General features: G+C 73.6%; 24 protein-coding genes. 10 read left to right on the forward strand and 14 right to left on the reverse strand.

Annotation, left to right across the window (positions count from 1 at the left end):
• Positions 1–66 precede the first annotated feature (66 nt).
• The 3 genes from ACZ4VT_RS28695 to ACZ4VT_RS28705 all read right to left on the reverse strand — a co-directional run bounded on the left by ACZ4VT_RS28695 (position 67) and on the right by ACZ4VT_RS28705 (position 3,508).
• On the reverse strand, positions 67–1,599 hold the full coding sequence (locus ACZ4VT_RS28695) for an MFS transporter (protein WP_467953930.1): 1,533 nt from the start codon (positions 1,597–1,599) through the stop codon (positions 67–69).
• A 101-nt stretch (positions 1,600–1,700) separates the two neighbouring features.
• Positions 1,701–2,192, reverse strand: a complete 492-nt coding sequence (locus ACZ4VT_RS28700; RefSeq protein ID WP_467953932.1) for a MarR family winged helix-turn-helix transcriptional regulator — start codon at positions 2,190–2,192, stop codon at positions 1,701–1,703.
• 125 nt (positions 2,193–2,317) lie between these two features.
• Positions 2,318–3,508: a flavin-containing monooxygenase gene (locus ACZ4VT_RS28705; protein WP_467953934.1), complete on the reverse strand. Its 1,191-nt coding sequence runs from the start codon at positions 3,506–3,508 to the stop codon at positions 2,318–2,320.
• Between the two features lie 237 nt (positions 3,509–3,745).
• On the opposite strand from ACZ4VT_RS28705, the gene ACZ4VT_RS28710 reads away from it, so the two are divergent.
• The gene (locus ACZ4VT_RS28710) at positions 3,746–4,198 is read left to right on the forward strand and encodes a DoxX family protein (protein WP_319726867.1); all 453 of its coding nucleotides are present in this window, start codon (positions 3,746–3,748) and stop codon (positions 4,196–4,198) included.
• Positions 4,195–4,668 carry a Zn-ribbon domain-containing OB-fold protein gene (locus tag ACZ4VT_RS28715; RefSeq protein WP_467953936.1) on the forward strand — a complete coding sequence of 158 codons (474 nt, stop codon included), beginning with the start codon at positions 4,195–4,197 and terminating at the stop codon, positions 4,666–4,668. Before ACZ4VT_RS28710 ends, ACZ4VT_RS28715 begins: the two co-directional genes overlap by 4 nt.
• Here ACZ4VT_RS28715 and ACZ4VT_RS28720 read toward each other — a convergent pair.
• Positions 4,611–5,279, reverse strand: a complete 669-nt coding sequence (locus ACZ4VT_RS28720; RefSeq protein ID WP_467953938.1) for a pyridoxine/pyridoxamine 5'-phosphate oxidase — start codon at positions 5,277–5,279, stop codon at positions 4,611–4,613. The two genes, ACZ4VT_RS28715 and ACZ4VT_RS28720, sit on opposite strands and share 58 nt — an antisense overlap.
• Positions 5,280–5,372: 93 nt before the next feature.
• On the opposite strand from ACZ4VT_RS28720, the gene ACZ4VT_RS28725 reads away from it, so the two are divergent.
• A complete protein-coding gene (locus ACZ4VT_RS28725) occupies positions 5,373–5,570 on the forward strand; it encodes a DUF4287 domain-containing protein (RefSeq protein WP_467953940.1) in 198 nt (65 codons plus the stop codon).
• 468 nt (positions 5,571–6,038) lie between these two features.
• On the opposite strand, the gene ACZ4VT_RS28730 is transcribed toward ACZ4VT_RS28725, so the two are convergent.
• Positions 6,039–7,232, reverse strand: coding sequence for a thiolase C-terminal domain-containing protein (locus ACZ4VT_RS28730; protein WP_467953942.1), 1,194 nt, complete (start codon positions 7,230–7,232; stop codon positions 6,039–6,041).
• Between the two features lie 172 nt (positions 7,233–7,404).
• On the opposite strand from ACZ4VT_RS28730, the gene ACZ4VT_RS28735 reads away from it, so the two are divergent.
• Positions 7,405–8,667, forward strand: a complete 1,263-nt coding sequence (locus ACZ4VT_RS28735; protein ID WP_467953943.1) for an acyl-CoA dehydrogenase family protein — start codon at positions 7,405–7,407, stop codon at positions 8,665–8,667.
• The gene (locus ACZ4VT_RS28740; protein ID WP_467953944.1) at positions 8,667–9,149 is read left to right on the forward strand and encodes a nitroreductase family deazaflavin-dependent oxidoreductase; all 483 of its coding nucleotides are present in this window, start codon (positions 8,667–8,669) and stop codon (positions 9,147–9,149) included. The genes ACZ4VT_RS28735 and ACZ4VT_RS28740 overlap by 1 nt, the downstream gene beginning before the upstream one ends.
• Before the next feature lie 94 nt (positions 9,150–9,243).
• On the opposite strand, the gene ACZ4VT_RS28745 is transcribed toward ACZ4VT_RS28740, so the two are convergent.
• Entirely contained in the window at positions 9,244–9,891 is a 648-nt protein-coding gene (locus tag ACZ4VT_RS28745) for a TetR family transcriptional regulator (RefSeq protein ID WP_467953946.1), read from the reverse strand.
• A 296-nt stretch (positions 9,892–10,187) separates the two neighbouring features.
• Between ACZ4VT_RS28745 and ACZ4VT_RS28750 the strand changes: the two genes are divergently transcribed.
• The 3 genes from ACZ4VT_RS28750 to ACZ4VT_RS28760 all read left to right on the forward strand — a co-directional run bounded on the left by ACZ4VT_RS28750 (position 10,188) and on the right by ACZ4VT_RS28760 (position 14,152).
• Complete coding sequence (locus ACZ4VT_RS28750) at positions 10,188–10,982, forward strand: VOC family protein (protein WP_467953948.1); 795 nt, start codon at positions 10,188–10,190, stop codon at positions 10,980–10,982.
• A 207-nt stretch (positions 10,983–11,189) separates the two neighbouring features.
• Positions 11,190–13,586, forward strand: a complete 2,397-nt coding sequence (gene afsK, locus ACZ4VT_RS28755; protein WP_467953950.1) for a protein serine/threonine kinase AfsK — start codon at positions 11,190–11,192, stop codon at positions 13,584–13,586.
• A 68-nt stretch (positions 13,587–13,654) separates the two neighbouring features.
• The gene (locus ACZ4VT_RS28760) at positions 13,655–14,152 is read left to right on the forward strand and encodes a peptidylprolyl isomerase (protein ID WP_467953952.1); all 498 of its coding nucleotides are present in this window, start codon (positions 13,655–13,657) and stop codon (positions 14,150–14,152) included.
• 87 nt (positions 14,153–14,239) lie between these two features.
• Here ACZ4VT_RS28760 and ACZ4VT_RS28765 read toward each other — a convergent pair whose 3' ends face one another.
• Positions 14,240–14,755 (reverse strand): hypothetical protein, encoded by a 516-nt coding sequence (locus ACZ4VT_RS28765; protein WP_467953954.1) that lies wholly within the window; start codon positions 14,753–14,755, stop codon positions 14,240–14,242.
• A 283-nt stretch (positions 14,756–15,038) separates the two neighbouring features.
• Between ACZ4VT_RS28765 and ACZ4VT_RS28770 the strand changes: the two genes are divergently transcribed.
• Complete coding sequence (locus tag ACZ4VT_RS28770) at positions 15,039–15,536, forward strand: hypothetical protein (protein ID WP_467953956.1); 498 nt, start codon at positions 15,039–15,041, stop codon at positions 15,534–15,536.
• Positions 15,537–15,569: 33 nt separating this feature from the next.
• On the opposite strand, the gene ACZ4VT_RS28775 is transcribed toward ACZ4VT_RS28770, so the two are convergent.
• Genes ACZ4VT_RS28775 through ACZ4VT_RS28785 form a run of 3 tightly spaced genes read right to left on the reverse strand, consistent with a single transcriptional unit; the run spans position 15,570 to position 17,969 of the window.
• Entirely contained in the window at positions 15,570–16,346 is a 777-nt protein-coding gene (locus tag ACZ4VT_RS28775; RefSeq protein WP_467953957.1) for an enoyl-CoA hydratase/isomerase family protein, read from the reverse strand.
• Positions 16,343–16,810, reverse strand: a complete 468-nt coding sequence (locus ACZ4VT_RS28780; protein WP_467953958.1) for a Zn-ribbon domain-containing OB-fold protein — start codon at positions 16,808–16,810, stop codon at positions 16,343–16,345. The genes ACZ4VT_RS28775 and ACZ4VT_RS28780 overlap by 4 nt, the downstream gene beginning before the upstream one ends.
• A gap of 7 nt (positions 16,811–16,817) precedes the next feature.
• The gene (locus ACZ4VT_RS28785; RefSeq protein WP_467953960.1) at positions 16,818–17,969 is read right to left on the reverse strand and encodes a lipid-transfer protein; all 1,152 of its coding nucleotides are present in this window, start codon (positions 17,967–17,969) and stop codon (positions 16,818–16,820) included.
• Between the two features lie 94 nt (positions 17,970–18,063).
• Here ACZ4VT_RS28785 and ACZ4VT_RS28790 point away from each other — a divergent pair, with 94 nt between their 5' ends.
• The gene (locus tag ACZ4VT_RS28790; RefSeq protein ID WP_467953961.1) at positions 18,064–19,674 is read left to right on the forward strand and encodes a FadD3 family acyl-CoA ligase; all 1,611 of its coding nucleotides are present in this window, start codon (positions 18,064–18,066) and stop codon (positions 19,672–19,674) included.
• 14 nt (positions 19,675–19,688) lie between these two features.
• Here the strand turns inward: ACZ4VT_RS28790 and ACZ4VT_RS28795 are convergent, their stop codons facing one another.
• The 4 genes from ACZ4VT_RS28795 to afsR all read right to left on the reverse strand — a co-directional run bounded on the left by ACZ4VT_RS28795 (position 19,689) and on the right by afsR (position 25,023).
• Entirely contained in the window at positions 19,689–20,510 is an 822-nt protein-coding gene (locus ACZ4VT_RS28795; RefSeq protein WP_467953963.1) for an LppU/SCO3897 family protein, read from the reverse strand.
• A 96-nt stretch (positions 20,511–20,606) separates the two neighbouring features.
• Positions 20,607–21,335: a class I SAM-dependent methyltransferase gene (locus tag ACZ4VT_RS28800; RefSeq protein WP_467953965.1), complete on the reverse strand. Its 729-nt coding sequence runs from the start codon at positions 21,333–21,335 to the stop codon at positions 20,607–20,609.
• 180 nt (positions 21,336–21,515) lie between these two features.
• Positions 21,516–21,734, reverse strand: a complete 219-nt coding sequence (locus tag ACZ4VT_RS28805; RefSeq protein ID WP_467953966.1) for a hypothetical protein — start codon at positions 21,732–21,734, stop codon at positions 21,516–21,518.
• A gap of 172 nt (positions 21,735–21,906) precedes the next feature.
• Positions 21,907–25,023, reverse strand: a complete 3,117-nt coding sequence (gene afsR, locus ACZ4VT_RS28810) for an SARP-family global regulator AfsR (RefSeq protein ID WP_467953968.1) — start codon at positions 25,021–25,023, stop codon at positions 21,907–21,909.
• Positions 25,024–25,153: the final 130 nt, after the last annotated feature.

Raw genomic sequence — 25,153 nt, forward strand, 5'->3', positions numbered from 1 at the left:
GTCAGGAACAGGGCTGCGCAGGAAAGCTGGTGGAGGTGATGTGGTGAACGGTGTCAGATCACGGTGTCAGATCCCCGCGGGGTCGGTCCAGGGCGCGGTTCGGCCAACGGCGTCCTGCCCGGCGGTCGCCTCCCGCGGGGCGTCCTTCGGGCGGTGCAGGACCGTGAAGGCGATGGCCAGGGCGGCGACGAGGAGGGCCGCCCCGACCGCGAAGGCCAGGTGGTAGCCGCCGGTCAGGGCCTCGGGGGCGGGGCGTCCGGCCTCGGTGAGGGCCTCGGTGCGGGAGGCGGCGAGGGTGGAGAGGACCGCGATGCCGAGGGCCATGCCGATCTGCTGGGTGGTGTTGAAGAGCCCGGAGGCGAGGCCCGCGTCCTCCTCCTTGGCGCCGGACATGCCCAGGGAGGTCAAGGCGGGCAGGGCGAGGCCGAATCCGGCGGCCAGAAGCATCACGGGCAGCAGGTCGGTGAGGTAGTCCGCCTGTTCGGCCCGGCCGGGCACGCGGATCAGCAGGCCGAGTGCGCCGATCAGGAGCGCCAGACCGGCCAGCAGGACGGCGCGCTCGCCGAACCGGGCGTTGAGGCGGGCCGAGACGGTCAGGGAGACGAGGCCGATGACGGCCGCGGCCGGCAGCATCGCGAGACCCGTCTCGCCGGCGCTGTAGCCGAGGACGTTCTGCATGTAGAGGGCGACGAGGATCTGGAAGGAGAAGAGGGCGGCGACCATCAGCATCTGGACCAGGTTGGCGCCGGAGACGCTGCGCGAGCGGAGGATCCGCAGGGGCATGAGCGGGTTCGCGGCGGTGGCCTGGCGCAGGAGGAAGCCGGCGAGCAGGGCGAGCGCGAGGGCGCCGGAGCCGAGGGTGTGGGGCGAGGTCGCCCCGTACTCCTCGATCTTGACGACCGTGTAGATGCCGAGCATCAGGCCGGCGGTGACGAGCAGCGCGCCGAGGGTGTCCGCGCCGGCCTTCAGGCCGAGCCCGCGGTCGCCGGGCAGGGCGGGAAGGGCGAGGAGGAGGGTCGCGACGCCGATGGGCAGGTTGATGAAGAAGATCCAGTTCCAGGTGAGCGCGTCGGTGAGCACACCGCCGAGGACCTGCCCGATCGATGCGCCGGCCGCTCCGGTGAAGCTGAACACGGCGATGGCCTTGGCCCGTTCGCGCGGTTCGGTGAAGAGCGTGACCAGGATGCCGAGGCTGACGGCGGAGGCCATCGCGCTGCCGGCGCCCTGGAGGAAGCGGGCGGCGATCAGGAGGCCGGGGGAGGTGGCGGCGCCGGCGAGGAGCGAGGCCGCGGTGAAGGCCCCGGTGCCCGCGAGGAACATCCGCTTGCGGCCGATCAGGTCGCCGAGGCGGCCGGCCAGGAGCAGCAGCGAACCGAAGGCGATGAGGTAGGCGTTGACGACCCAGCTCAGCCCGGCCGGGGTGAAGTCCAGATCGCTCTGGATGGCCGGCATGGCGACGGTCACGATGCTGCCGTCGAGGACCGTCATCAGCATGCCGGTGGCCAGGACGCCGAGGGCGAGCCGGCGTGAGCGCGAGGCGGTGGGTGCGGCCGCGGAGGTGGGTGCGGCCGCGGAGGTGGTGGAGGTGGTCGAGGGCATTGCGGTCTCTCCTGTCGTTGGGAGGCAACAGGAAGGACCGTAGCAGATAGTTTTGTTGCAGACTATCTCTTACGGATCGGAGTGTGCGGGGTGGTGTGGTGTCAGCCCTTCTGGCGTGCCCGCCGGGCCGGCCGCGGCCCCTCCTCGGGTGTCTGCAGGTGCCCCGCGACCAGGCGGTTCAGCGCGCGGAGCAGCACGTCGCGCTCGTCGTCCGGCAGGGCGCCGAGGGCGCTCCCGTGGACCCGGTCGACGATCTTCTGGCTCTCCTTCGCGACCTTGGCCCCCTCCTCGGTCACCGCGATGATCCGCGCCCGCCGGTCCGTGCCGGACGGCCTGCGCTCGGCCAGGCCGGCCTTCTCCAGCGCGTCCACCGTCACCACCATCGTGGTCTTGTCCATGTCCCCGATCTCGGCGAGCTGCGCCTGGGTGCGCTCCTCCTCCAGCGCATGGACGAGCACGCAGTGCATGCGCGGGGTGAGCCCGATCTCGCCGAGCCGCGCGCTCATCTGGGTCCGCAGCACGTGGCTGGTGTGGTCCAGGAGGAACGACAGGTCCGGTTCGGTGCGGGTGCGGGTGCGCGTCATGGCGGTCATGTCCGTCAGGGTAACGAAAGTCGATCCGTCGCGGATTATCGACAAACGGACGACTGGGTTCTGGCGGCCGGCGCCATCGGCCGGCCCCATCGGTCGGCCCCATCGGTCGGCCCCATCGACGGGCTCTATCGGGGCGGTGCCTGGTGACGCGACTGCTTGACCACGGCCTTGGCGATCTTCTTCGCGTCCAGGGCCATCTCCCGGAACATCCCGCTGATGGGATTGGTGAAGCCGGTGAAGTACAGCCCGCGCGCCTGCCGTGCGGTGCGGGCGCCGTGCGTACGGGGCCGCCCGCGCTCGTCGAGCACCCCGAGGCCGCCGACCAGCCCCTCCAGGGCGCGGCGGTACCCGGTGGCCGCGATCACCGCGTCCGGGCTGATCCGCGAGCCGTCCGCGAGCACCACCTCGGCGCCGTCGAAGGACGCGACGGCGGCCACCGGCTCCACCTTGCCGCTGCGGACCGCGTCGACCAGGCCGACGTCCTGGACCGGGATCGACCCCTCCTTGACCCTGCTGTACAGGCCGGTCTCCGGGCGCGGGAGTCCGAACGCCGACAGGTCCGGGACCGAGGTCCTGGCGACGAGCGCGGACAGCCGGTCCACGAGCCCCACGGGCAGCTGGCGCACGAGGATCCCGCTGCGCTGGGCCGGCCAGCCGGCGGTGGAGCGGCGCATGATGTGCGGGACGGTGCGCACGGCGAGCCGCACGCGGGCCGCGCCGCCCTCGACGAGGTCGACGGCTATCTCGGCGCCGGTGTTGCCGACGCCGACGACGAGGACGTCCTGGCCGGCGTACGGCTGGGGATTGCGGTAGTCGGCGGCGTGCAGCAGCCGGCCTGCGTACGCGTCCCGGCCCGGCCAGTCGGGGATCGCCGGGGTGTGGTTGTACCCGGTGGCGACGACGACGGCCGCGGCGGCCAGCACCCGCCCGCCGCTGGCGTGCAGGGTCCAGCCGTCCTCGCCCTCCGGGGCGGGCTCGATCCGGGTCACCTCGACGCCGGTCACGAGCTCCAGCTCGTGGAACTCGACGTACTTCTCCAGGTAGCGCACGACGTTGTCCCGGGAGACCCAGCGCCCGAAGCGGCGCGGCATCGGCAGGCCGGGGAGGGCGGAGAGGCGGCGCGTGGTGTGCAGGTGCAGCCGGTCGTAGTGCCGCCGCCAGGACGTGCCGACCGCGTCGGACTTCTCGACGACCACCGCGCGGACCCCGCGGGCGCGCAGTGCGGCGGCCGCGGCGAGGCCGCCGGGGCCGGCCCCGATGACGTACACGGGGCGGGGCTGGGTGGTCATGTCGGGTGCTGCGGGGACTCCAGGCATGAGGTGTGATCGTATCGCCACGCTGAGTTGATGGGTCTCGGACAAGGAGGGAATCGATTGCGGAACGGTCACGGCCGGCGTGCGTCGGACCGGAATCGGGAAACGCGGCCCGATGTACCCGCCGGGCCGGATGGCGGCCTTGGCTCCTGCCGAGGTCGCCGGGGCCTTGCGGGATCGCCTCGCATCCGCTGAACTGACGTACCGTCAGGTCAATGATGAGAGGGGTGGGGGCTGCCGATGCAGACCATCTGGCTCAGTGGGGCCGAATGGCTCGCCGTACTCCGGATAGGCCTCGGCCTGTGGTGGCTGGAGAGCTGGCGGCACAAGGACAAGAAGGGCTGGTTCGAACGCGGCACCGGCATCGCGTGGGCCGCCGACGTCGCGAACAAGCACCGCTGGACCTTCGTCAAGGGCGGCTTCGAACTCGTCGTCGCACCCCGCCCGAAGGCGATGGCGTACATCGTCGTCTATGCGGAACTGGCGCTCGGGCTGGGCCTGGTGCTCGGTTTCCTGACCCCGGTCGCCCTGGTCGGCGGGCTGCTGCTGAACCTGCTCTACCTGGTGCTGATGATCCACGACTGGGCCGAGCAGGGCCAGAACGCGATGATGGCGCTCATCTCGCTCGTCGCGCTCCTCGCCATGTCCTGGCAGACCTGGTCCCTCGACGCGGCGATCGGACTCTTCCTGTGAGCGGCGGCGCGGCGCGCTACGACCTCCCCGAGGCCGACGACTTCACCCGCCCCTACTGGGACGCGGCGGCCGAGGGCCGGCTCCTGCTGCGCCGCTGCGGGCACTGCGGGCGGGCGCACCACTACCCGCGCGAGTTCTGCCCGTACTGCTGGGCCGGCGAGGACCGCGTGACGTGGGAGACGGCGAGCGGCCGGGCGACCCTCTACACCTGGTCGGTGATCCACCGCAACGACCTCCCGCCCTTCGGCACGCGCGTCCCCTACACGGCGGCGGTGGTCGACCTGGCGGAGGGCCCGCGGATGATGACCGAGGTGGTGTCCTGCGAGGCGGCGGACCTGCGCATCGGCATGCCGCTGACGGTCACCTTCCGGGAGGCGGCGGACGGGGTGTGGGTCGCGGTCTTCCGGCCGGATCAGGGCCAGAGCAGCTCGCGGACCCAGGAGCCGTCGGCGGCGTCGGTGCGGCGGTAGCGCAGGCGGGTGTGGCGGCGGGCGGGGTCGCCCTGGAAGAACTCCACCTCGTCGGCGTCCAGCACGTACCGGGTCCAGGTCGGAGCCGGTGCGTCCGGCTCGGCCCCGGCCCGATCCCAGGCCCGCTCCGAGGCCCGGACCAGATCCTCGGCCGACTCCAGCACCTCGCTCTGCCGGCCCGTGAGCGCGGCGGCGAGCGCCCCGCGCGAGCGGACCGCCAGGTCCGCGCGGCTCTCCTCGGGCCCGCACGCGCTGACCCGGCCCCGGATCCGCACCTGCCGGGCCACGGTCGGCCAGTAGAACCCGAGCGCCGCCCGCGGCTGCCCGGCCAGCTGCACGCACTTGGTGCTGGTGGCGTGCGAGGCGAAGTGCCAGCCGCGCGCGTCGGCGTCGTGCAGCATCAGCGTCCGCACATCGGGCCGCCCCGCGGCGTCCACCGTCGCCAGGCTCATCGTGTGCGGCTCCAACTGCCCCGCCCGGGCGGCGTGCACGAACCACTCCCGGAACAGCGGAAGCGGCTCGCGGGGCGCGGCCCCGGTGTCGAACCCGGGGAGCGGAGAGTCCCACACGCGCAGGGAGTGCAGGGTGGCGTGGAAGTCGTCACTGGTCATGCCCCCAGGCTAGGCCGTCTCGAAAATTCCTCCGCGGGACCGATGAGTTCGACGTTCGACCGCGGTCATATACGTAAACGAAGGAGAGACATCATGACCGAGACAGTCAAGGGCCCCGCGAGCTACTTCCCCTCGATCGAGAAGAAGTACGGGCGGCCGATCACCGAGTGGAAGGAGCTCATCAGGTCCTCGCCGCTGACCCGGCACATGGAGCTCGTCACGTGGCTCAAGACCGAGCACGGCATGGGCCACGGCCACGCCAACGCCCTCGTCGCACACACCCTCGCCTAGCCGCTCCCGCCTGGGGATGCCGCCGTCTCCGGGTGCGGCGCCGTTGCCGGGGCTCCGCCCCGCACCCCGCGCCTCAAACGCCGGCGAGGCTGGAGTAGTGCGGCGAGGCTGAATATGGTGCGGAGCGGTCGCAGGTTCTGGGGTAGCAGCCGGGCCGGTTGGGCCGGGGTCGGGTGTGTGCCGGGGTGATCCCCGCAGGGCGCCGAACACAACAGGGCCGATCTCTCCGACCCCTCGACACGTTCGGCGCCCGAGGAGACGCCCCGGCGCGCGCCCGGCCCCGGCCCGAGCGGCCCCCCAAGCCCGGCCCCGGCGTGATCGGCCCCCCAAGCCCGGGCCCGGCGTGATCGGCCCCATGACCGGCCCGAGCGGCGCAGCCACCCGGCCCGGCCCCGGCACAACCGGCCCCTGCCCGAGCGGCGCAGCCAACCGGCCCGCACCCCTGCCGAACCGCCGGAGGCAACCGGCTCAGGACCGGCCCAGCAGGACCGTGCCCGAGGAGCAGAACCAGCCGCCCGTGCCCGAGGCCAGGGCCACCTCCGGGAGGCGGCCGCCGCGTTTGGTGACCTGGCCCGGGCCCGCCTCGCCGCGGAGTTGGCGGACCGCCTCGACCAGCAGGAACAGGCCGCGCATGCCGGGGTGGCAGGCCGAGAGGCCGCCGCCGTCGGTGTTGACGGGGAGTTCCCCGTCGCGCAGCAGGCGGCCCTTCTCCACGAAGGCCCCGCCCTCGCCCTTCGCGCAGAAGCCGAGGTCCTCCAGGGTCACCAGGGTCATGTAGGTGAAGGCGTCGTAGATCTCCGCGAGGTCCACGTCCGCCGGGGTGAGGCCGGCCCGCTCGAAGGCGATGCGGCCCGAGACCGCCGCCGGGGACACCGTGAAGTCCTCCCACTCCGACATGGTGGTGTGGGAGACGGAGGTGCCCGAGCCGAGGATCCACACCGGGGCTTTCGCCGTGTCCGGTACGTACTCCTCCGCGGCCAGCAGCACCGCGCAGCCGCCGTCCGAGCGGATGCAGCAGTGCAGCTTCGTGAAGGGGTCGGCGATCATCTCGCCTGACAGGACCTCGTCGACCGTGACCGGGTCCCGGAACATCGCGTCCGGGTTCGTGGCGGCGTTCGCCCGGGCCTGTACGGCGACCGCGGCGAGCTGTTCCGGCGTGGTCCCGTACTCGTGCATGTGCCGGCGGGCGGCCATCGCGTACTTGGAGATCAGCGTGTGCCCGTACGGGACCTCGAACTGGAGTGGTCCCCGCGCGCCGAAGGAGAGGTTCGAGGTGCGCCGGCGCGCCTTGATGTCGGCGCGCGCGGTGGAGCCGTAGACGAGCAGGACCGCGTTGGCGTGCCCCGCGGCGATGGCGTCCGCCGCGTGGGCGGCCATGACCTCCCAGGTCGAGCCGCCCACCGAGGTGGAGTCGACCCAGGTGGGGCGCAGGCCGAGGTACTCGGCCACCTCGACGGGCGCGAGCGTGCCGAGGCCGGCGGAGGCGAGGCCGTCGATGACGGAGCGGTCCAGGCCGGAGTCGGCGAGGGCGCGCCGGGCGGCCTGCGCGTGCAGGGCGTAGGGGGTGGGGCCGTCCACCCGCCCGCAGTCCGAGAGGGCGACGCCGACCACCGCGACCCTCCGGCGGGCGCGGGAGGCGGTTCCAGGTGTGAGTCCAGGCATGGGAAGGACGGTACATCTGACGTATCGTCAGATACTAGGGGGCAAGGTCCCGCCCCGCCCGCAACCCGCCCTCGCCGCCCCCTGTGCATCTGCCGCCGCCGGGCCTAACATGACGGCCCGTCAGATACGCCCCCGGCCGCCGCCGGGAGGTGCCCCCAGGAGGAGCCAGACGATGGATGCCGCCTTCACCGCGGAGCAGGCCGAGATACGCCGCACCCTGCGCGAGATCCTGGGCAAACGCTGTGGCCCCGACGAGGTCAAGGCCGCGGTGGGCACCGCCGCCGGACACGACCGCGAGCTGTGGCAGCAGCTCGCCGAGCGGCTCGGGCTGCCCGGCCTCGCCATCGCCGAGGAGTACGGCGGCGTCGGCTGCACCCCCGCCGACCTGGCCCTGGCCTGCGAGGAGACGGGGCGGGCGCTGCTGCCCTCGCCGCTGCTGGCCACCGCCGCACTCTGCGCGCCCCTGATCACCGCCCTCGGCACCGAGGCCCAGCGTTCCGCGCTGCTCCCGCCGCTCGCGGCCGGCGGGCTGACCGCCGCCCTCGCCGTACCGGGCCCGGCGCTGGCGACCGCACTCGCGCTGACCGGCGACGACAGCGCCGGGCACTGGTCCGGCGGCGGCCGCGCGGGCGGGATCCAGGCCCGCGCCGACGCCACGGGGGCCGGCTGGCGGCTGTACGGGGAGGCCGCCCAGGTGCTCGACGGGCACAGCGCCCCGCTGCTGCTGGTCGCCGCGCACACCGGGGGCTTCGCCCGCAGCCGTACGCTGCTGTTCCTCGTACGGGAGGACGCGCCCGGGCTCGTACGGTCCCGGCAGGCCGTCCTGGACGAGACCCGCCCGCAGGCCAGGGTCCAACTGCGCGACGCCCCCGCGGAGTTGCTCGGTAGCGAGGAAGGCGACGTGGTGGGCGCCCTCGCCGCCACCGGACGCACCGCCTCCGCGGTGCTCGCCGCCGAGGCGGTCGGCGCGGCCGGGCAGGCCCTCGCCCGCACCGTGGAGTACGTACGCCGGCGCGAGCAGTTCGGCCGGGCGATCGGCTCCTTCCAGGCGGTCAAGCACCGGCTCGCCGACCTGTACGTCCAGGTGCAGGCGGCCCGCTCGGCGGCCTACTACGCCGCCTGGGACGCGGACCAGGGCGGCCTCGCCCTCGCCCAGGCGCTGGAAGCCCTGCGGGTGACCGCCGGCGAGGCGATCCAGCTGCACGGCGGCATCGGCTTCACCTGGGAACACGACGCACACCTCTACTTCAAGCGCGCGGCGGCCGACGAACTGCTCTTCGGCCCGGTCCACCGGCTGCGGGCGCACGCCGCGGACCGCGCGGGCCTGTTCGCGGCCCCGGACGCGGACCCTGCCGCGCCTGCGGCGGCCCCGGCCCCGGCGCCCGCCGCGGCCGCTCCGCACGTCCCGCCCGCCCAAGAGAAGGTGGCCGTCTGATGGCTCCCGCGGCACCCGGCGTCAAGCTGATGCAGAAGGTCTCCTCGACCATGCTCTTCGCCAAGATCGCACCGCACTTCATCCCCGCCCTGGACAGGGCGGTGCACAAGCTCACCCGCGGCAAGGTCATGCTCAGCGCCCAGATGCTGCCGGGCGTGATCCTCACCGCCAAGGGCGCCAAGACGGGCGAGCCGCGCACCACCCCGCTCGCCTGCATGCCGGAGAACGGCGGCACGAGCTGGATCCTGATCGGCTCCAACTTCGGCCGGCCCGGGCACCCGGCATGGACCGGGAACCTGCTCAAGCACCCGGACGCGGACGTGAGTTGGCAAGGCCGGGACATTCCCGTACGGGCCCGGCTGCTGGCGGGAGAGGAACGCGCCGCGGCATGGCAGGCGGTGCTGAGGTTCTGGCCGCCGTACGCGACGTACCAGGCGCGCATCGAGCGCGAGATCCGGTTGTTCCGCCTGGAGCGCCGCTGATCCCAGGCGGTCGTGCACGCCCGCGCGGGGCACGGGCAGGGGAGGTGCCGGCGCGAGGCCGCCCAAGGCGGCGGACCCCGGAAGGGATCCGCCGTTACTTGGCCGGCTTCTTGCCCGTGATGCCGAGGTGGACGAGCAGCGCCAGGTTCGGCTTGAGCTCGGCCTGCTTGACACCCCAGGTCTGGAAGCCCTTCTGGTGCGAGGCGACCGCGGCCAGCATCGCGACCAGCGAACCGGCCATCGCCGCGGGGCTGACGTCCTTGTCGACCTTGCCCTTGGCCTGGAGGTCCTTCATCGACTCCGTCAGGGAGTTGGTGACCGAGTTCAGGATCTTCATGCGGATCTTGTAGAAGCGCTTGTCGCCCTCGGCCGCGCCGAGGTCGACGACCCGCAGGATCGCGTCGTTGCGGCGCCAGAACTCCAGGAAACCCTCGACGAGTTCCTCGGCGGCGGACCAACCGGACTTGCCGACCCAGGTCCGGCCCTCGACGAGCGACGTCAACTGCGCGCCCTCGGTGGCCATTTGTTCGGCGATCTCCAGGACGGCGCCCTCGACGTCCGGGAAGTACTGGTAGAAGGTCGCGGGGGAGGTACCGGCCTTGCGGGCGACGTCGATCACTTTGACGTCGCGGTACGGCGAGGAGCTGAGCATCTCGCTGAGGCAGTCGAGCAGCTTCTGCCGCGTCGCCTGGCCGCGCCGGCCGGCGACACGCCCGTCGACGGTGCGTACTTGTCCTGTCATGCCGTCAGCTTACCGAGGGGTGATCGGCGCGCTATTCGGCCGCCTGCAAATGGGGTTACGGGGTCCCTGGCCTGGGCGGGAGGCGGTCCGAAGCGTTCCGGCGGCGGATTTTCGGACGGCCCGGCCCCGGCCGCGCCCCGCGTGCGCCCCGTAGTCGCGGCCCGGGCGTGTCGCCCGGATCCGCGAGGTTTCCCCCGAATAGTCTTATCAACAGGCTGTGGACAAGTTTTCGGACGGATCATGGCTGAGAGGGTGGGAAGGGTACACACCCCCGCACAACGGAAGGAACCGGGCCCATGGCCGCATTCGCGGAAGGCGCACCCTGCTGGGTGGACGCCTCGCTTCCGGACGTCGAGGCGGGCAAGCGCTTCTACGGCGAGCTGTTCGGGTGGACCTTCGCGGACAGTGCGGGCGCCGAGTACGGCCACTACACGCAGGCGTACAGCCGCGGCCGCAACGTCGCCGCCCTCGCCCCCAAACCGGACGGCCGGATGCCCACCGTCTGGGGGGTCTACCTCTACACGACCGACGCCTACGCCTGCGCCCAGCGCATCCGCGCCGCCGGCGGCCAGATGGTGATGGACCCGATGCCGGTGGGCCCGTACGGCACCGCCGCGATGGCCGCCGACCCCGGCGGGGCCGTCTTCGGCCTGTGGCAGCCCGGCACCCACCACGGCTTCGAGGCCCAGCAGGAGCCGTACACGTACTGCTGGAGCGAGGTCTACACGCGGGCCCGCGACGCCGTCGACGTCTTCTACGCCAAGGTCTTCGGCTACGTCCCGCAGGACCAGGACGACGCCGGAGTCGAATACCGCATCTGGTCCCCGCCCGGCAAGGCGCCCGGCACCGACACCGCCGTCCTCGGGCGCAGCCTGATCACCGACGCCTTCCCGGAGATCATGCCCGCGCACTTCCTCGCCTACTTCGCCGTCCCGGACTGCGACCAGTCCGTCGCGATGGTCCAGCGGCTCGGCGGCCGGGTCACCGCCGATCCCTTCGACACCCCCTACGGACGGATCGCGGTCGTCGCCGACAACCAGGGGGCCGTCTTCGGGCTGCTCTCGGAGCCCCGCACGAAGCCGGACGCATAGCCCCAGCGGCGACCCCGCAGCCCCTTCGCCGAGCAGATCACACCGCGCTGCTCGACGTGCCGGGGCCGGACCAGGCCCGGGCCTGACAGAATCGGGGTTGCGCGACCCGGGCGGCGCCCGGAGTGAGACGCTGCACGGGGCCCAGGGCCCCGTGCCGGTGGGAGCGGGCCCGGCGAGGGCCCGTACGGGGAGGTGTGGAGGCGAGTGGTGGAGCAGCTGACGCAGCACGACCCGAGACGGATCGGCCCCTTCGAGGTGCTGGGACGGCTCGGCGCCGGCGGCATGGGGCTGGTCTATCTCGCGCGGTCCGCGTCCGGACGGCGGGTCGCGATCAAGACGGTGCGCACCGAGCTCGCCGAGGACCAGCTGTTCCGGGTCCGCTTCACCCGCGAGGTGGAGGCGGCCCGCGCCGTGTCCGGTTTCTACACCGCGGCCGTGGTCGACGCCGACCCGCGCGCCGCCGTGCCGTGGCTGGCCACCGCGTACGTCCCGGCGCCCTCCCTGGAGGAGATCGTCAACGAGTGCGGGCCCATGCCCGCCCAGGCCGTACGGTGGCTCGCGGCCGGCATCGCCGAGGCCCTGCAGTCCATCCACGGAGCCGGTCTCGTCCACCGCGACCTGAAGCCATCGAACGTGCTCGTCGTCGAGGACGGCCCGCGCGTGATCGACTTCGGCATCGCGAGCGGGGTCTCCAACACCCGCCTGACCATGACGAACGTCGCCGTCGGCACCCCCGCCTACATGTCGCCCGAGCAGGCGAAGGACTCGCGCAGCGTCAAGGGCGCCAGCGACGTCTTCTCGCTCGGCTCCACCCTCGTCTTCGCCGCCACCGGACACCCGCCGTACCACGGGGCGAACCCGGTGGAGACGGTCTTCATGCTGCTGCGCGAGGGGCCCAACCTGGAGGGGCTCCCCGAGGAGCTGCGGCCGCTGATCGACTCCTGCATGCAGATGGACGCCACGCAGCGGCCGACCCCGGCCGACCTGCAGGCGCAGCTCGCCCCGCACCTGTTCGACGGCGGCGACGACAGCGGCACCGCCTCGGCGTGGCTGCCCGCGCGGGCCGTCGCGATGATCGAGGCCCGGCGCGCGGGCAACCGTACGCCCGCCGCCGCCGTGGTGCCCGCGCCCGCCCCCGGCCGGGACGCCGGCTCCGGCGGCCCCGCCTCCGGGGCCGCCACGCACCGCCGCCAGCGCGGCGGCGCCGACCCGTGGGTGGACCCGCGTACCGGGCAGGCCGTACCGCCGCGCCCGCACCGCCCGCCGATGTCCCCGGCGCCCTCCGGCGAGCCGGTGCGCCTGGGCGGCTCGCCGGTGCCGATCGGGCCGGGTCCGCGCGCGACCGCCGCGGCCCAGGCCGTCCACGCCCCCGCCGCGGACTCGGCGACCGGCTGGGTCCGCCCGCCCGGCGGGGCGGCGGTCGTCACCCCCTCCGCGGTGGCGGTGCCGAGCCCCGGCCCGGCCCCGGACAGCGGCCGCTGGCGCCCGTGGCGCTTCCGCATGTCCAACGAGGTCTGGGGCACCCCGACCGTCGCCGGCAACCTGCTCTACGTCACCTCCTTCGAGGTCCACGCGCTGGACGTGGCGAGCGGCCGCCGCCAGTTCAAGACCCGCGACGTGGCCTGGTCGATGGCGGTCTCCGACGGCCGGATCCACGCCTCCGACGGCCCCTCCCTCTACGCGCTCGACGCCTCCGACGGCTCCGAGCGGTGGCGGCTGTCCGCCGACGCCTGGGTGTACGCGCTGCGCGCCGACCGCGGCACGGTCGTCACCGCCACCCGCGGCGGCGGCGTACAGGGCTGGGAGGCCTCCAGCGGCCAGAAGCTGTGGGAGCTGACCGGAGCACAGAGCGACTTCGAGACCCCGGAGGCGGCCCCCGTCCTCCACGACGGCACCGTGTACGTGTGGCAGGACGCCCGGCTGCGCGCGCTCGACGCCCGCAGCGGCCGCGAGTCCTGGTCGTACCCGGTCGGCGACGCGGCCTCCTGCGGGAACGTGCCCGTGCGGGTCACCCCCGCCCCCGACGGCAACGTCTACATCGCGGCCGGCACCCGGGTGCTCTCCGTGGACCGGGCCTCGGGCCGGGTCCGCTGGCACTTCGAGGCCCCCGCGGTCTTCCTGGCCGCCCCGGCCTTCGCACCGGGCGCGGCCGTCACCGGCGGCGGGGTCTACCTCGTGGACTACCTGGGCACCGTCTACGCCCTCGACGCGGCCACCGGCCACGACCGCTGGCGGATCGCGACCGAGTCCCGGCAGTCCTCGGACCCGGTGGTCGTCGCGAACGGCAACGTGCACCTGGGCGCGGGCAGCGCGCTCTACACGCTCGACGCGGTCACCGGCACCCCGAAGTGGCGGTTCGCGGCGGGCGGCGAGATCACCGGCCTGCCGGCGGTCGCGGACGGCCGCGTGCACTTCGGCTCCGCCGACCACTGCCTCTACACCCTGGACGCGGCGGGCGGCCAGCTCCGCTGGAAGCTGGCCACGGGCGGAGAGATCACCGGCGCGCCGGTGGCGGAGGCGGGCGTGGTGTACGCGTGCAGCAAGGACCGCTGTGTGTACGCCCTGGACGCGGCGAAGGGGACGGGCACCCGGACGAGCGGCTGACCTGCCCGGAGGCGGGGCTGCGGCCCCGCCGGGTAGCGCACCGCACCGGGAGTGACAGGATGGACCCCATGAGCGACAACGTCTACTTCGACATCACCATCAACGGCGCCCCCGCCGGCCGCATCGTCTTCAGCCTCTTCGACGAGGTCGTCCCGAAGACGGCGCGCAACTTCCGTGAGCTGGCCACCGGCCAGAACGGCTACGGCTACGCCGGCTCGGGCTTCCACCGCGTCATTCCCCAGTTCATGCTGCAGGGCGGTGACTTCACCAACCACAACGGCACCGGCGGCAAGTCCATCTACGGCGAGAAGTTCGAGGACGAGAACTTCCAGCTGAAGCACGACCGCCCGTACCTGCTGTCGATGGCGAACGCCGGCAAGAACACCAACGGCTCGCAGTTCTTCATCACCACCGTCGTCACCGGGTGGCTCGACGGCAAGCACGTCGTCTTCGGCGAGGTCGTCGAGGGCAAGGAGCTCGTCGACCAGATCGAGGCCCTGGGCACCCAGTCCGGCGCCCCCAAGGGCAAGGTCGAGATCGCGTCCTCGGGCGTCGTCGAGGCCTGATCCCCACCCGCCATTCCGGCCGGCCGGCCCCGCCCCCACCCGGGGGCCGGGGCCGCCGCCATGTCCACCCCGTGCGGGCCGCCCGTCCTACGGGTGGTCCCGGGGCGGGGCCGGCGGCCCGGGTTCGTCCACCGGGTACGGATCCGGGGCGGTGGTCGTCGGGGGGAGGGGGCGGGCGCGGCGCGTGGGGCGGCCGCGCATGACGGCGGCGCCCAGGAGGATCAGCGCGCCGGCGCCGAAGGCGTTGGCGAGGCCGTCACCGAGGCCCTGGCCTTCGCCGCCCACCGAGAGGCTTCCGGCGGCCTGGCCCTGGCGGACCATCCACAGGACGGCGAAGCCGAGGACGATGACCCCGGCCAGCGCCATGAGCAGCCGCGAGCGCAGTACGACCGCGACCAGAGTCAGGGCGGCCGCGAAGACGAAGGGGAGCAGGAGCGAGCCCAACAGGGCGGCCTTGTGATCGGTGATCCCGGCGGCGGTGAAGAGCTCCTGGACGCGGTAGTCGCGCCCGTGACGGCCGTCGTACCAGGCACGGAAGGGGCTCCAGACGGCGGCCGCCGCTCCGATCAGACCCATCAGCGAGCCGAGTACGTTGCGGATCATGCCCGGCCCTTCGAGCTAGGGGTCTTGATCCCGACGCTACGCCCGGGGCCCTCGCCGCGCACGCGGGGGCGGTCGGACGGAGTCCGGCGCAGCGGCCCGAAGCCGCTGAGGCCCCCCGGGGCCGAGGGGTGCGAGGGGTGCGTTGAGGAGAGGTCGCTACGCCCGGGGCCCTCGCCGCGCACGCGGGGGTGGGGAGACGGAGGCGATCTGTTCCCGGCCGGTTACCGGGGCGGCGGTGCACTGATAGCGTGGCCCGCCGTTGTCCAGGGGAGGGGTTCGGGCCATGGTGGCTGGGCGTCGTATCAGGTTCACCGCGGTGCTCGTGGCCGTCGTGTTCGCACTCACCGGGTTCTCGTCGCACGGCGGAAGCAGCAGCGGGAGCAGCGGGAGCAGCGGCAAGAGCAAGAGCAAGAGCAGTAGCAGCGGGGGCGGCTGCTCCAGCTCCAAGAGCAAGAAGAAGAAGAGCCACGGCAGCGGGAGCAGCAGCAGCCCGACGCCCTCGGCGAGCGCGACGTCGGCGCCCGCGCGGGCCGTGCTCGTCAGCTGCGCCGGCGCGGACGCCAAGGGGGCCACCGTCCAGGTCACCTCCACCGTGAACGCCGAGCGCACCGTGCGCGTGCCGGTGACCTTCAGCGGTGCGAACGGTGCGACCCTCGACGCCGGCTCCGTGAAGGTCACGCTCAAGGCGCGCGAGAGCCGGACCGTCGTGGTCCCGATGACGGTCCCGGGCAAGGCCGCGGACGTGAAGAACTGCCTGGTGGGAACGGTCGACCGGGCGTAGGCCCTGCCCGCCCCTGCCCGGCCCTGTCCGGCCTCACCGCACCCGCGGCTCCGGTGCCCCGCGCCGCCCCGTGAACAGCTCCGCCTGCCGCTCCGGTGCCAGGTTCCCCAGCGCGATCAGCGCCGGGGCCTGGGCCAGGGCCTGCTGGAGCGCGGCCTGCTTCGCCGACCACAGGGCCCGTACGGTGCCCTGCACGGCCTCGGTCGGGAAGCCGGCCAGGGTCTGCGCCGCCCGCAGGGCCGCCGGGAGCAGCCCGTCGGGCGCGGTCAGCTCCGAGACGAGCCCGATCTCTTGGGCCCGGCGCGCCGAGAGCCGTTCGGCGGTGCCCATCAGGGACATCCGGGCGGCCTCGCCGAAGGGCATGCGCTGCGCCATGTAGACGGCCTCGTAGGCGCTGACCATGCCGTACGTCGTGTGCGGGTCGAAGAACGTCGCCGTATCGGAGGCGATCAGGAACTCCGCCTCGCCCAGCAGGTAGAAGGCCCCGCCGCAGGCCATGCCGTTGACGGCGGCGATGACCGGCTTCCACAGGTCGCCGGCCTTGGGGCCGATCGCGATCAGCGGATCGTCGGTCGAGTACGGGGACCCGGGCTGCGGCACCTCCACGCCGCGGTCGATGCCGGTGCAGAAGGCGGCCGTCCCGGCGCCCGTGAGCACCACCGCCCGCACCTCCTCCGCGAACCGGAACTCCCGCCACACCGCGCTCAGTTCGGCCGCCGTCTCCAGGTCGATCGCATTGTGCCGGCGCTCCCGGTCCAGGGTGACGACCGCGACCCCGGTCGCCTTGTCCCGTTCCACCCGCACGGTCATGACTTCTCCAGGAGCCAGCGCGGCACGGCCATCCCGCCGATCTCGGTGAAGGCCACCTGGACCCGTGCGCCGATGCGCAGCCGGGCCGGGTCCATCGAGTCCAGCGGGGCGTCGGCCGAGGTCACCAGGTTCCCGGCGAGCCGGATGTGCGGGGCGTCGGCGAGCTCCACGAGGACCACGTTGTACGGGGCCTGCGCGGCGTACGCGGGCAGCAGCGGCGGATGCGGGCGGACGTACGACCAGATCCGGCCGCGGCCGCTCATCCGGCGCCACTCGCTGTCGAAGGATCCGCAGTGCGGGCAGCAGGGGCGGGGCGGGAAGCGCAGCCGCCCGCAGGCGGCGCAGGCCTGGACGCGGAGCTCGCCCTGCGCGGCGTACTCCCAGAAGGGGGCGCCGTCCTCGTCGGGGACGGGCAGGAGCAGTTCGGCCGCGGCCTCGGCGGCGGCTTCGGATGCGGTGGTCATCGGTCGGTCAGCTCCTCAGCAGGATCGCGGACGTCGGGACACCCTCGCCCGCCGTCACCAGGCAGGTCGCGGCGTCCGGCACCTGGGCGGTGGAGATGCCGCGCAGCTGTTTGACGCCCTCGTTGATCAGGTTGAAGCCGTGCACGTACGCCTCGGACAGGCCGCCGCCCCCGGTGTTGAGGGGGAGCCGGCCGCCCATCTCCAGGGCTCCGCCCTCGGTGAAGGCGGCGCCCTCGCCGCGCCCGCAGAAGCCGTAGCCCTCCAGTGAGAGCGGGATCAGCGGGGTGAAGGCGTCGTAGATCTGGGCGACGTCCACGTCCTGCGGCCCGAAGTCGGCCTGCTTCCACAGGTGGCGGGCGGCGGTCCAGGCGGGCCCGGAGAGCGGGTCGTCGTTCCAGTAGTTGACCATGCCGTGGTGCTGGGCGGGCAGGCCCTGGGCGACGGAGTGCACGTAGACGGGCTTCTGGCGGCAGTCCCGGGCCCGCTCGGCGGAGACGATCACGCAGGCCAGCGCCCCGTCGGTCTCCAGGCAGTTGTCGAAGAGGCAGAGCGGGTCGCTGATCATGCGGGAGGTCATGTACATCTCGCGGGTCAGCGGGCGTTCGTACATCATCGCGGCCGGGTTGGCGTTGGCCCGGTTGCGGCAGGCCATGGCCACGTTGAAGAGGTGGTCGCGGGTGGCGCCGTACTCGTGCATGTAGCGGCGGGCCAGCATGCCGATCTCGTCGGCGGGGCGCAGCAGCCCGAAGGGGCGGGTCCACTGGCCGGGGGTGGGCAGCTGGACGGCGGTGTTCTTCCAGGGGCGCGGGCCGGAGCCGCGTTTGCGGGAGCGCCAGGCGACGCCGACGGTGGCCTGGCCGGTGGCGACGGCGGAGGCGAGGTGGCCGACGGTGGCGCAGGAACCGCCGCCGCCGTAGCCGATCTTGGAGAAGAAGGTGACGTCGCCGGCGCCGATGGCCTTGGCGACCTCGACCTCGTCGGTCTCCTCCATGGTGTAGGAGGAGAAGGCGTCGACCTCGGAGGGCTCGATGCCGGCGTCGGCGAGGGCGGCCAGGATCGCCCGGCAGGCCAGTTTCTTTTCGGACTGCGGCAGTCGTTTGGCAAAGGCGGTCTGCCCGATGCCCACTATCGCCGTAGCGTCCTTGAGCGTTGCCGCCATCGCCACCTCCGGGGTGCGCCAGTACTGACAGCCGCGAAGGCTACAGCTAATCTGACGGTTAGTCAGCTACTGGGTTCGCGGGAGGATGACACGCATGGGCGACGACGCACGCGCAGACCTGCGCTGGGGCAGCATCGCGGGGCTCGTCCGGGCGGCGGCGGTACGGTACGCCGACCAGGAGGCCGTCGTCGACGGCCGCGTCCGCATCGGCTACGCGCAGCTCGGCGAGCGCGTCGAGCGCGCCGCGGCCGCCTGCATGGCCGCCGGGGTCGAGCCCGGCGACAGAGTCGCCGTCTGGGCCCCCAACACCCTGGAGTGGATCGTCTCCGCGCTCGGGGCCGTCTCGGCGGGCGCGGTGCTCGTGCCCCTCAACACCCGCTTCAAGGGCGCGGAGGCGGCGTACGTCCTCCAGCGCAGCCGGGCCCGGCTGCTCTTCGTCACCGGCACCTTCCTCGGCACCTCCTACGTCGCCTCCCTGCGCCGGGCCGCCGGCGAGGGCCCCGGCTCCGGGCCGCTGCGCGGACTGCCGCACCTGGAACAGGTCGTCGTCCTCGCCGAGGACGCCCCCGAGTCCTTCCGCACCTGGAAGGACTTCCTGGCGGGCGGGGACCGCGTACCGGCCGAAGCCGTCCGCGAACGCGCCGAGGCGATCCCCTCCGACGCCCCCTCCGACATCATCTTCACCTCCGGCACCACCGGCAGCCCCAAGGGCGCCGTCATCACCCACGCCCAGTCCCTGCGCTGCTACGACGTGTGGTGCGAGCTCGCCGGACTGCGCGAGGGCGACCGCTACCTGATCGTGAACCCCTTCTTCCACACCTTCGGATACAAGGCCGGGATCATCGCCTGCCTGATGCGCGGGGCCACGATGGTCCCGCAGCCCGTCTTCAACGTGGACACCGTCCTCGCCAACGTGGCCGCCGAGCGGATCTCCGTACTCCCCGGGCCGCCCACCCTCCACCAGTCCCTCCTCGACCACCCCCAGCGCGACCAGCACGACCTCTCCGCCCTGCGCCTGGTCGTCACCGGCGCCGCCGTGGTCCCGCTCCGGCTCGTCGAGCGGCTGCGCGGCGAGCTGCACATCGCCACCGTCCTCACCGCGTACGGGCTCTCCGAGGCCAGCGGCATCGTCACCATGTGCCGGCGGGGCGACCCCGCGGAGATCATCTCCGAGACCTCCGGAGGGGCCATCCCGGACACCGAGGTGATGATCGTCGGCGCGGACGGGACGGCGCGGCCGGCCGGCGAGGCCGGCGAGATCCTGGTCCGCGGCTACCACGTCATGCAGGGCTACTTCGAGGACCCCGAGGAGACCGCCAAGGCGATCACCCCGGACGGCTGGCTGCACACCGGCGACGTCGGGTTCCAGGACGCGCACGGCAACCTGCGCATCACCGACCGGATCAAGGACATGTTCATCGTCGGCGGCTTCAACGCCTACCCCGCCGAGATCGAGCAACTCCTCGGCCTGCACCCGGACATCGCCGACATCGCGGTCGTCGGGATCCCCGATCCGCGGCTGGGTGAGGTCGGCAAGGCGTACGCGGTCCGCCGCCCCGGCTCCACGCTCACCGCCGACGACCTGATCGCCTGGTCCCGGCGGGAGATGGCCAACTACAAGGTGCCGCGCGCGGTGGAGTTCGTCTCCGAGCTGCCGCGCAACGCGAGCGGCAAAGTGCTCAAGCGCGAGCTGCGGGCCCGCTAGGCCGTCGGCGCCGCTCAGCGCGCGTACGAGCCGAGGCCGATCAGGCAGTACACGTACTGGTTGAGGACGGCGGCGCCCCGCGTGTAGCGGTAGGAGAACGCGTACTGCGTCTTGGGGTTGGAGTTGCACCGGTCCATGTCCGAGGTGCCGGGGATGCTCTCGATCACCTTGTAGTGCGCGTCGGACGCCGAGCAGGAGACCTCGTCCACACCTGTGACGGTCGTCGGGGTCGTCGAGTCCGGCAACTGTCCGTTGAGGCAGGTGCCCCGGTCGAACGGGCTCGGCTCCGGGGTGGGTTCCGGAGCGGGTGCCGCGCTGTACCGGGTGGGCACCGGGTTCGGGGCGGTGGTGGGTTCCGCGGTCCACGGCGTGGAGGAGGGAGGGGACAGCGCGCCGGACGAATAGGTCGGGGTGGGGGAGGCGGAGTTCTTGCCGTTGTCGTCCTGGTCGTTGTTCACCGCGAAGAAGACGACGACGATCACGGCGGCGACCAGGAACGCCGCGAGGCACCCGCGGCCGTTCGCCATGGCGGACGGGCCCGGCTGCGGCACGCCCGCACCCGCACCCGCGCCGCCGGTCGCGCTGACGGCACCGGTCGCGAACGCGGCTCCCACCCCGGCTGCCGCTCCGGTTCCCACCGAGGTTGCCGCGCCGGCCCGGGAGACGCGGATGCGCAGCAGTAACTCCTGGTCCCCGACGCGGGCCCGGACGAGGTCGCCGTCGCGGCAGGACGGGATGCGCAGCCGGGCCGGGCCGGACGGCAGCAGCACGGGAAGGATGACCCCGTGGGAGGCCTGCTCAGGGGTGATCGTTATGGGCATTTCCTGCGACGACACCGGCTGCTCCAAAGGGTGAGGGTGGTGCGGTGGCGCGCTGCCTGACGAACCCTCGTCGATTGTGTCCCGTGCACCGGTGGTGACGCAGCGATTCCGCTAGGTACGGCGGCGGGCCAGCACCAGCCGCCAGCGGGGAGCGCCCCCGGGCTGCCGCCCGAAGTGCTCCAGCGGCACGGTCTCCACGGTGAAGCCGGCGGCCTCCAGGTCGCGGCGGACCCCGCTGAGCGGGAAGGTCCGGTAGTACATGACGAAGGACGGCCGCCACACCGCGTTGCGCACGCGCATCGCCGCGTCGAAGGCCGCCGCCACCCACCACACCGGGGAGCTCGCCGGGATCGGGGCGCCGATCGGGAAGGCGAAGACGCCGCCGGGGCGCAGGGCGCGGTGCACCCCGGAGAAGAGGGCGGGCCGCTCCGACGGGAGGAAGTGGCCGAAGGCGCCGAAGCTGACCGCCAGGTCGTACGAGTCCCCGAGCGCGGGCGGCAGCGCCCGCGCGTCGGCCCGTACGAAGTCCACGCGCTCCTCCGGATGGGCGCGCCCGGCCTCGGCCAGCATGCCGGCGCTGAGGTCCACCCCGGTCACGCGGTCCCGGCACAGCCTCCGCAGCATGCCGATCGCGGCGCCGGTGCCGCAGCAGACGTCGAGCCCGGAGCCGAAGGAGCCCTCCCGCTGGGCGAGGGTCTCCTCCACGGCGTCGAGCATCCGGTCGGGGGTGCGGAAGGGCGTGTGGTCGAACTTCGGCGCCAGCAGGTCGTAGCCGCGCTCGATCGAGGAGAGGCCCTGCACGGCGAGTTCGCGGACGCTCGGTCCGTGGGAGGAAAACACACCCCCAGCCTATGCCGCGGTCCGGAACCCGGTGCGGACCCGGACGCACGGGTGCGGCGGTCGCGGTGGCTCCCCCTCCGGGCCACCGCGACCGCCGTTCCCCCGTTGAATCCCCCGTACGTCTTGCGTTCTTGCGTGGTGCGTCCTGCGTCGTGCCGTGTGCCGTGTGCCGCGTACGTGTTACGGGCGCGGGCCGGACGCGTGGTTGTCCAGCGTCTGGATCTCCTCGGCCGGCGTCGGCGGAACGGGAACCGGAGCGGGAGCGGGAGTCGGGTCGAGCGGCTTGATCTCGATGCCCGAAGCGTGGTTGTCCAGGGTCTCGACGTCGACGCCCGGGGCGTGGTTGTCGAGCGACTTGCCGTTGCCGTCGGTCGGCAGGATGTTCTCGTTCGTCGTCATCGGTTCTCCTGGTGGATGGGTGGGGCCCGCTCGGCGATTCCCCCGATGACCGCCGAGCGGGTAGTCCTCCAACCGACCCGGGTGCCCCCCGACGCGCCGGGTCGATGCACCTATCGTGCCGACCGGCGATAAACGAACGATGAACGCCTCGTTCAACGGGCGTCGTCGCAGGTCAGGCCGCGATCTCCGAGGCTAGCAGGGCCTGCACCTCGGCCAGTTCCGCGGACCCCAGCTGACGGAAGACGCTCTCCGCGTCACGCCAGCACGCCCGCGCCCGGTCCGTCTGGCCCAGCCGCCGCAGCGCCTTGCCCAGCACCGTCAGCACGGTGGCCCGGCGCCACTCCCCGCCGATGCCGCGCAGGGCGATCGCCTGCTCGGCGTGCGAGGCGGCCAGGGTGGGCCGGCGCGCCGCCAAGTGGGCCACGGCGAGCCGGAAGTGGGTCACGCCCTCCCACAGCGGCTGCCGGTTCTCGTGGAAGAGGGACAGTGCCTCGGTGAGCTGGGCGAGGGCCTCGCCGAGCCGGCCGGCCTGGGTGAGCGCGATGCCCAGCGCGTAGCGGCCGTTGGCCAGGCGCAGGGTCAGGCCCATCCGGTCGTAGATGGCGATGCCCTGTCGGGCGAGGTCTATGGCGCTGGAGAGGCGGCCCAGTTCCACGTGGATGCGGGAGAGGTTGCACAGGGCGCTGGCCTCGCCCACGTTGTTGGCGTCGGCGCGGAAGCCGTCGATGGCCTCCAGCAGGTACCGCTCGCCGTCCGCGTGCCGGCCCTGGTAGAGGGCGATGATCCCGCGGTCGTTGGGCGCCCAGCAGCTGGGCAGCGGGTCGCCGGCCTCGCGGGCGAGGACGGTGGCCCGGGCGGCCTCGTCGTCGGCCTCGGCGAAGCGGCCCGCGACCAGGTGCACGTTGGTGAGCGTGGTGCGGGCGCGGCCCTCGGCGTACGGGTCCTTGGCGGCCTGGGCGGCGTCGCGCAGGGCGACGGCGGCCGATTCGTACTGCCGGGAGTTGGCCCCGGACTCGGCCAGGTCCTTCGCCGCCCACAGCAGGTCCACTGCCCGCCGCAGGACCAGCGTCTCGCCGCCGCGTACGGAGGCCTGCCGTACGCACGCCAGCAGCGGGTCGGCCTCGGCGTACAGCCAGTCAAGGGCGGCCCGCGACTCGGCGAAGACCAGCCCGGGGTAGTGGGTGTCGGAGAGGTGGGCGGGGAGCCGGTCGCCGGGGCGTTCCAGGGCGTACACCCCGGAGGCGGTGGCCAGGTAGAAGTCCAGCAGCCGGTCCAGGGCCGCCTCGCGCCCGCTCGGCGGCTGCTCGTCGCGTTCGGCGCAGGCACGCGCGTAGAGGCGTACGAGGTCGTGGAAGCGGTAGCGGCCGGGGGCGGCGGATTCGAGCAGGGAGCAGTCGACCAAGGCTTCCAGGAGGTCCTCGGTGTCGTACTCGGGGAGGTCGAGTACGGCGGCCGCCGCCGAGAGGGAGATGTCGGGGCCGTCGGCGAGGCCGAGGAGGCGGAAGGCACGCTGCTGGGCGGGTTCCAGCTGGCCGTAGCCGAGCTCGAAGGTGGCTTTGACGGCGAGGTCGCCGGCCTGGAGCTCGTCGAGGCGGCGGCGCTCGTCGCCCAGCTTGGCGGCGAGGACGGAGACGGTCCAGGTGCGGCGGGCGGCGAGCCGGGAGGCGGCGATGCGGATGGCGAGCGGCAGGAAGCCGCAGGCGCCGACGACGTCGAGGGCGGCCTGGCGTTCGGCGCGCACGCGCTCCTCGCCGACGATCCGGGTGAACAGCTGGAGGGCCTCCTCGGGGCTCATCACGTCGAGGTCGACGAGATGGGCGCCGGCGAGGCCCGCCATGCGGACGCGGCTGGTGACGAGGGCGGCGCAGCCGGCGGTGCCGGGCAGCAGCGGGCGGACCTGGGCGGCGTCGCGGGCGTTGTCGAGCAGGACCAGGACGCGGCGGCCGTCGAGGGTGGAGCGGTAGAGCGCGGCGCGGTCGGCGGGGGAGTCGGGGATGGCGGTGTCGGGGGTGCCGAGCGCGCGCAGGAAGGAGCCGAGGACGGCCTCCGCTTCCGCGGGGCGGGCCTCGGTGCCCTGGAGGTCGACGTAGAGCTGGCCGTCGGGGAAGTGCGGGCGGGCGGCGTGGGCGACGTGCACGGCGAGGGTGGTCTTGCCGACGCCGCCGATGCCGGCGAGCGCGGAGACGGCCATGACCTGGCCTTGGGTGCCGCCGGACAGGATGGCGCCGAGTTCGTCGACGAAGCTGGAGCGGCCGGTGAAGTCGGGCACGGTCGCGGGCAATTGGGCGGGCCTCACGTGGACGGTCGCGGCGGCCGGGGCCGGGTCCTCCGCGCGGGCGAGATCGGCGTCGGCGTTCAGGATGCGCTGCTGGAGCGCGGCCAGTTCGGGGCGCGGGTCGACGCCGAGTTCGTCGGCGAGGAGCCGTCGGGTGTCGGCGTAGACGGCGAGGGCCTCGGCCTGCCGGCCGCTGCGGTACAGGGCGAGCATCAGCAGCTCGCGCAATCGTTCCTGGAGCGGGTGGGCGGCGGTGAGGGCGGTGAGCTCGGAGACGGCCTCGGCGTGGTGGCCGACCTCCAGGTCGAGGTCGAGGCGGGTCTCCAGCAGCTGGAGGCGCCATTCGGCGAGCCGGGCGCGCTCGGTCTCGGCGTGCGGGCCGGGGATCCCGGCGAGGGGCTCGCCCTCCCACAGGTCGAGGGCGCGGGCGAGGAGCGTACGGGCGAGGGAGCGGTCGCCGGCGGCGCGGGCGGTGTCGGCGTCGGCGGCGAGGCTGCGGGCGACGCCGAGGTCGAGGGTGGCGGCGGAGCGCAGCCGGATGGCGTAGCCGCCGGACTCGGTGACGAGCAGCCCGGGGGCGACGACCTTGCGCAGGCGGGAGGCGTACGTGCGAATGGTGGCGAGGGCCTGCTGAGGCGGGTCCTCGCCCCAGATGGCGTCGATGAGCTCGGGCGCGGTGGCGGTGCGGCCCTCGCGCAGCAGGAGGACGGCGAGCAGGGCGCGCTGCTGGGGGGTGCCGGAGGGCAGCAGCTCGGCGCCGCGCCAGGCGCGGACGGGGCCGAGGACGGCGAAGCGGGACTCGGCGGGGGAGACGGGGGTGACCGGAGCGGCGGGAGTGGCCGGAGCGGCAGGGGTGGCCCGAGCAGCGGGAGCAGCGGGAGCGGCAGGGGTGGCTGCCGTGGCTGCCGTGGCGGCGTCCGGGGTCGGGCGCGGGGCCGGGTGTTTGGACGTGGTGGTGGGCCGGGCTCCCTCGGGGTGCTTCCGCGGGTGCGGGATGGCCGGTACGCCGTCCATCTGTCGTCCCCCTGCCTTCCGTTCGGTGTAAGGGTCAGTCTGCCCTGTCTTGCGCGTACACGTCAGCCCGTCCATGGCCGATCACGAACCAACTAGCTGACGGTTCGTCAGATCGGCGCTACGGTATGAG

Source organism: Streptomyces sp. NPDC029164 (genome assembly GCF_055563995.1).

Excerpts from the sequence above, each read along its gene's own strand:
- ACZ4VT_RS28695 (WP_467953930.1), bottom strand. The coding sequence starts at position 1,599 with ATGCCCTCGACCACCTCCACCACCTCCGCGGCCGCACCCACCTCCGCG.
- ACZ4VT_RS28700 (WP_467953932.1), bottom strand. The coding sequence starts at position 2,192 with ATGACCGCCATGACGCGCACCCGCACCCGCACCGAACCGGACCTGTCG.
- ACZ4VT_RS28705 (WP_467953934.1), bottom strand. The coding sequence starts at position 3,508 with ATGCCTGGAGTCCCCGCAGCACCCGACATGACCACCCAGCCCCGCCCC.
- ACZ4VT_RS28710 (WP_319726867.1), top strand. The coding sequence starts at position 3,746 with ATGCAGACCATCTGGCTCAGTGGGGCCGAATGGCTCGCCGTACTCCGG.
- ACZ4VT_RS28720 (WP_467953938.1), bottom strand. The coding sequence starts at position 5,279 with ATGACCAGTGACGACTTCCACGCCACCCTGCACTCCCTGCGCGTGTGG.
- ACZ4VT_RS28725 (WP_467953940.1), top strand. The coding sequence starts at position 5,373 with ATGACCGAGACAGTCAAGGGCCCCGCGAGCTACTTCCCCTCGATCGAG.
- ACZ4VT_RS28730 (WP_467953942.1), bottom strand. The coding sequence starts at position 7,232 with ATGCCTGGACTCACACCTGGAACCGCCTCCCGCGCCCGCCGGAGGGTC.
- ACZ4VT_RS28735 (WP_467953943.1), top strand. The coding sequence starts at position 7,405 with ATGGATGCCGCCTTCACCGCGGAGCAGGCCGAGATACGCCGCACCCTG.
- ACZ4VT_RS28740 (WP_467953944.1), top strand. The coding sequence starts at position 8,667 with ATGGCTCCCGCGGCACCCGGCGTCAAGCTGATGCAGAAGGTCTCCTCG.
- ACZ4VT_RS28745 (WP_467953946.1), bottom strand. The coding sequence starts at position 9,891 with ATGACAGGACAAGTACGCACCGTCGACGGGCGTGTCGCCGGCCGGCGC.
- ACZ4VT_RS28750 (WP_467953948.1), top strand. The coding sequence starts at position 10,188 with ATGGCCGCATTCGCGGAAGGCGCACCCTGCTGGGTGGACGCCTCGCTT.
- ACZ4VT_RS28760 (WP_467953952.1), top strand. The coding sequence starts at position 13,655 with ATGAGCGACAACGTCTACTTCGACATCACCATCAACGGCGCCCCCGCC.
- ACZ4VT_RS28765 (WP_467953954.1), bottom strand. The coding sequence starts at position 14,755 with ATGATCCGCAACGTACTCGGCTCGCTGATGGGTCTGATCGGAGCGGCG.
- ACZ4VT_RS28770 (WP_467953956.1), top strand. The coding sequence starts at position 15,039 with ATGGTGGCTGGGCGTCGTATCAGGTTCACCGCGGTGCTCGTGGCCGTC.
- ACZ4VT_RS28775 (WP_467953957.1), bottom strand. The coding sequence starts at position 16,346 with ATGACCGTGCGGGTGGAACGGGACAAGGCGACCGGGGTCGCGGTCGTC.
- ACZ4VT_RS28780 (WP_467953958.1), bottom strand. The coding sequence starts at position 16,810 with ATGACCACCGCATCCGAAGCCGCCGCCGAGGCCGCGGCCGAACTGCTC.
- ACZ4VT_RS28785 (WP_467953960.1), bottom strand. The coding sequence starts at position 17,969 with ATGGCGGCAACGCTCAAGGACGCTACGGCGATAGTGGGCATCGGGCAG.
- ACZ4VT_RS28790 (WP_467953961.1), top strand. The coding sequence starts at position 18,064 with ATGGGCGACGACGCACGCGCAGACCTGCGCTGGGGCAGCATCGCGGGG.
- ACZ4VT_RS28805 (WP_467953966.1), bottom strand. The coding sequence starts at position 21,734 with ATGACGACGAACGAGAACATCCTGCCGACCGACGGCAACGGCAAGTCG.
- afsR (WP_467953968.1), bottom strand. The coding sequence starts at position 25,023 with ATGGACGGCGTACCGGCCATCCCGCACCCGCGGAAGCACCCCGAGGGA.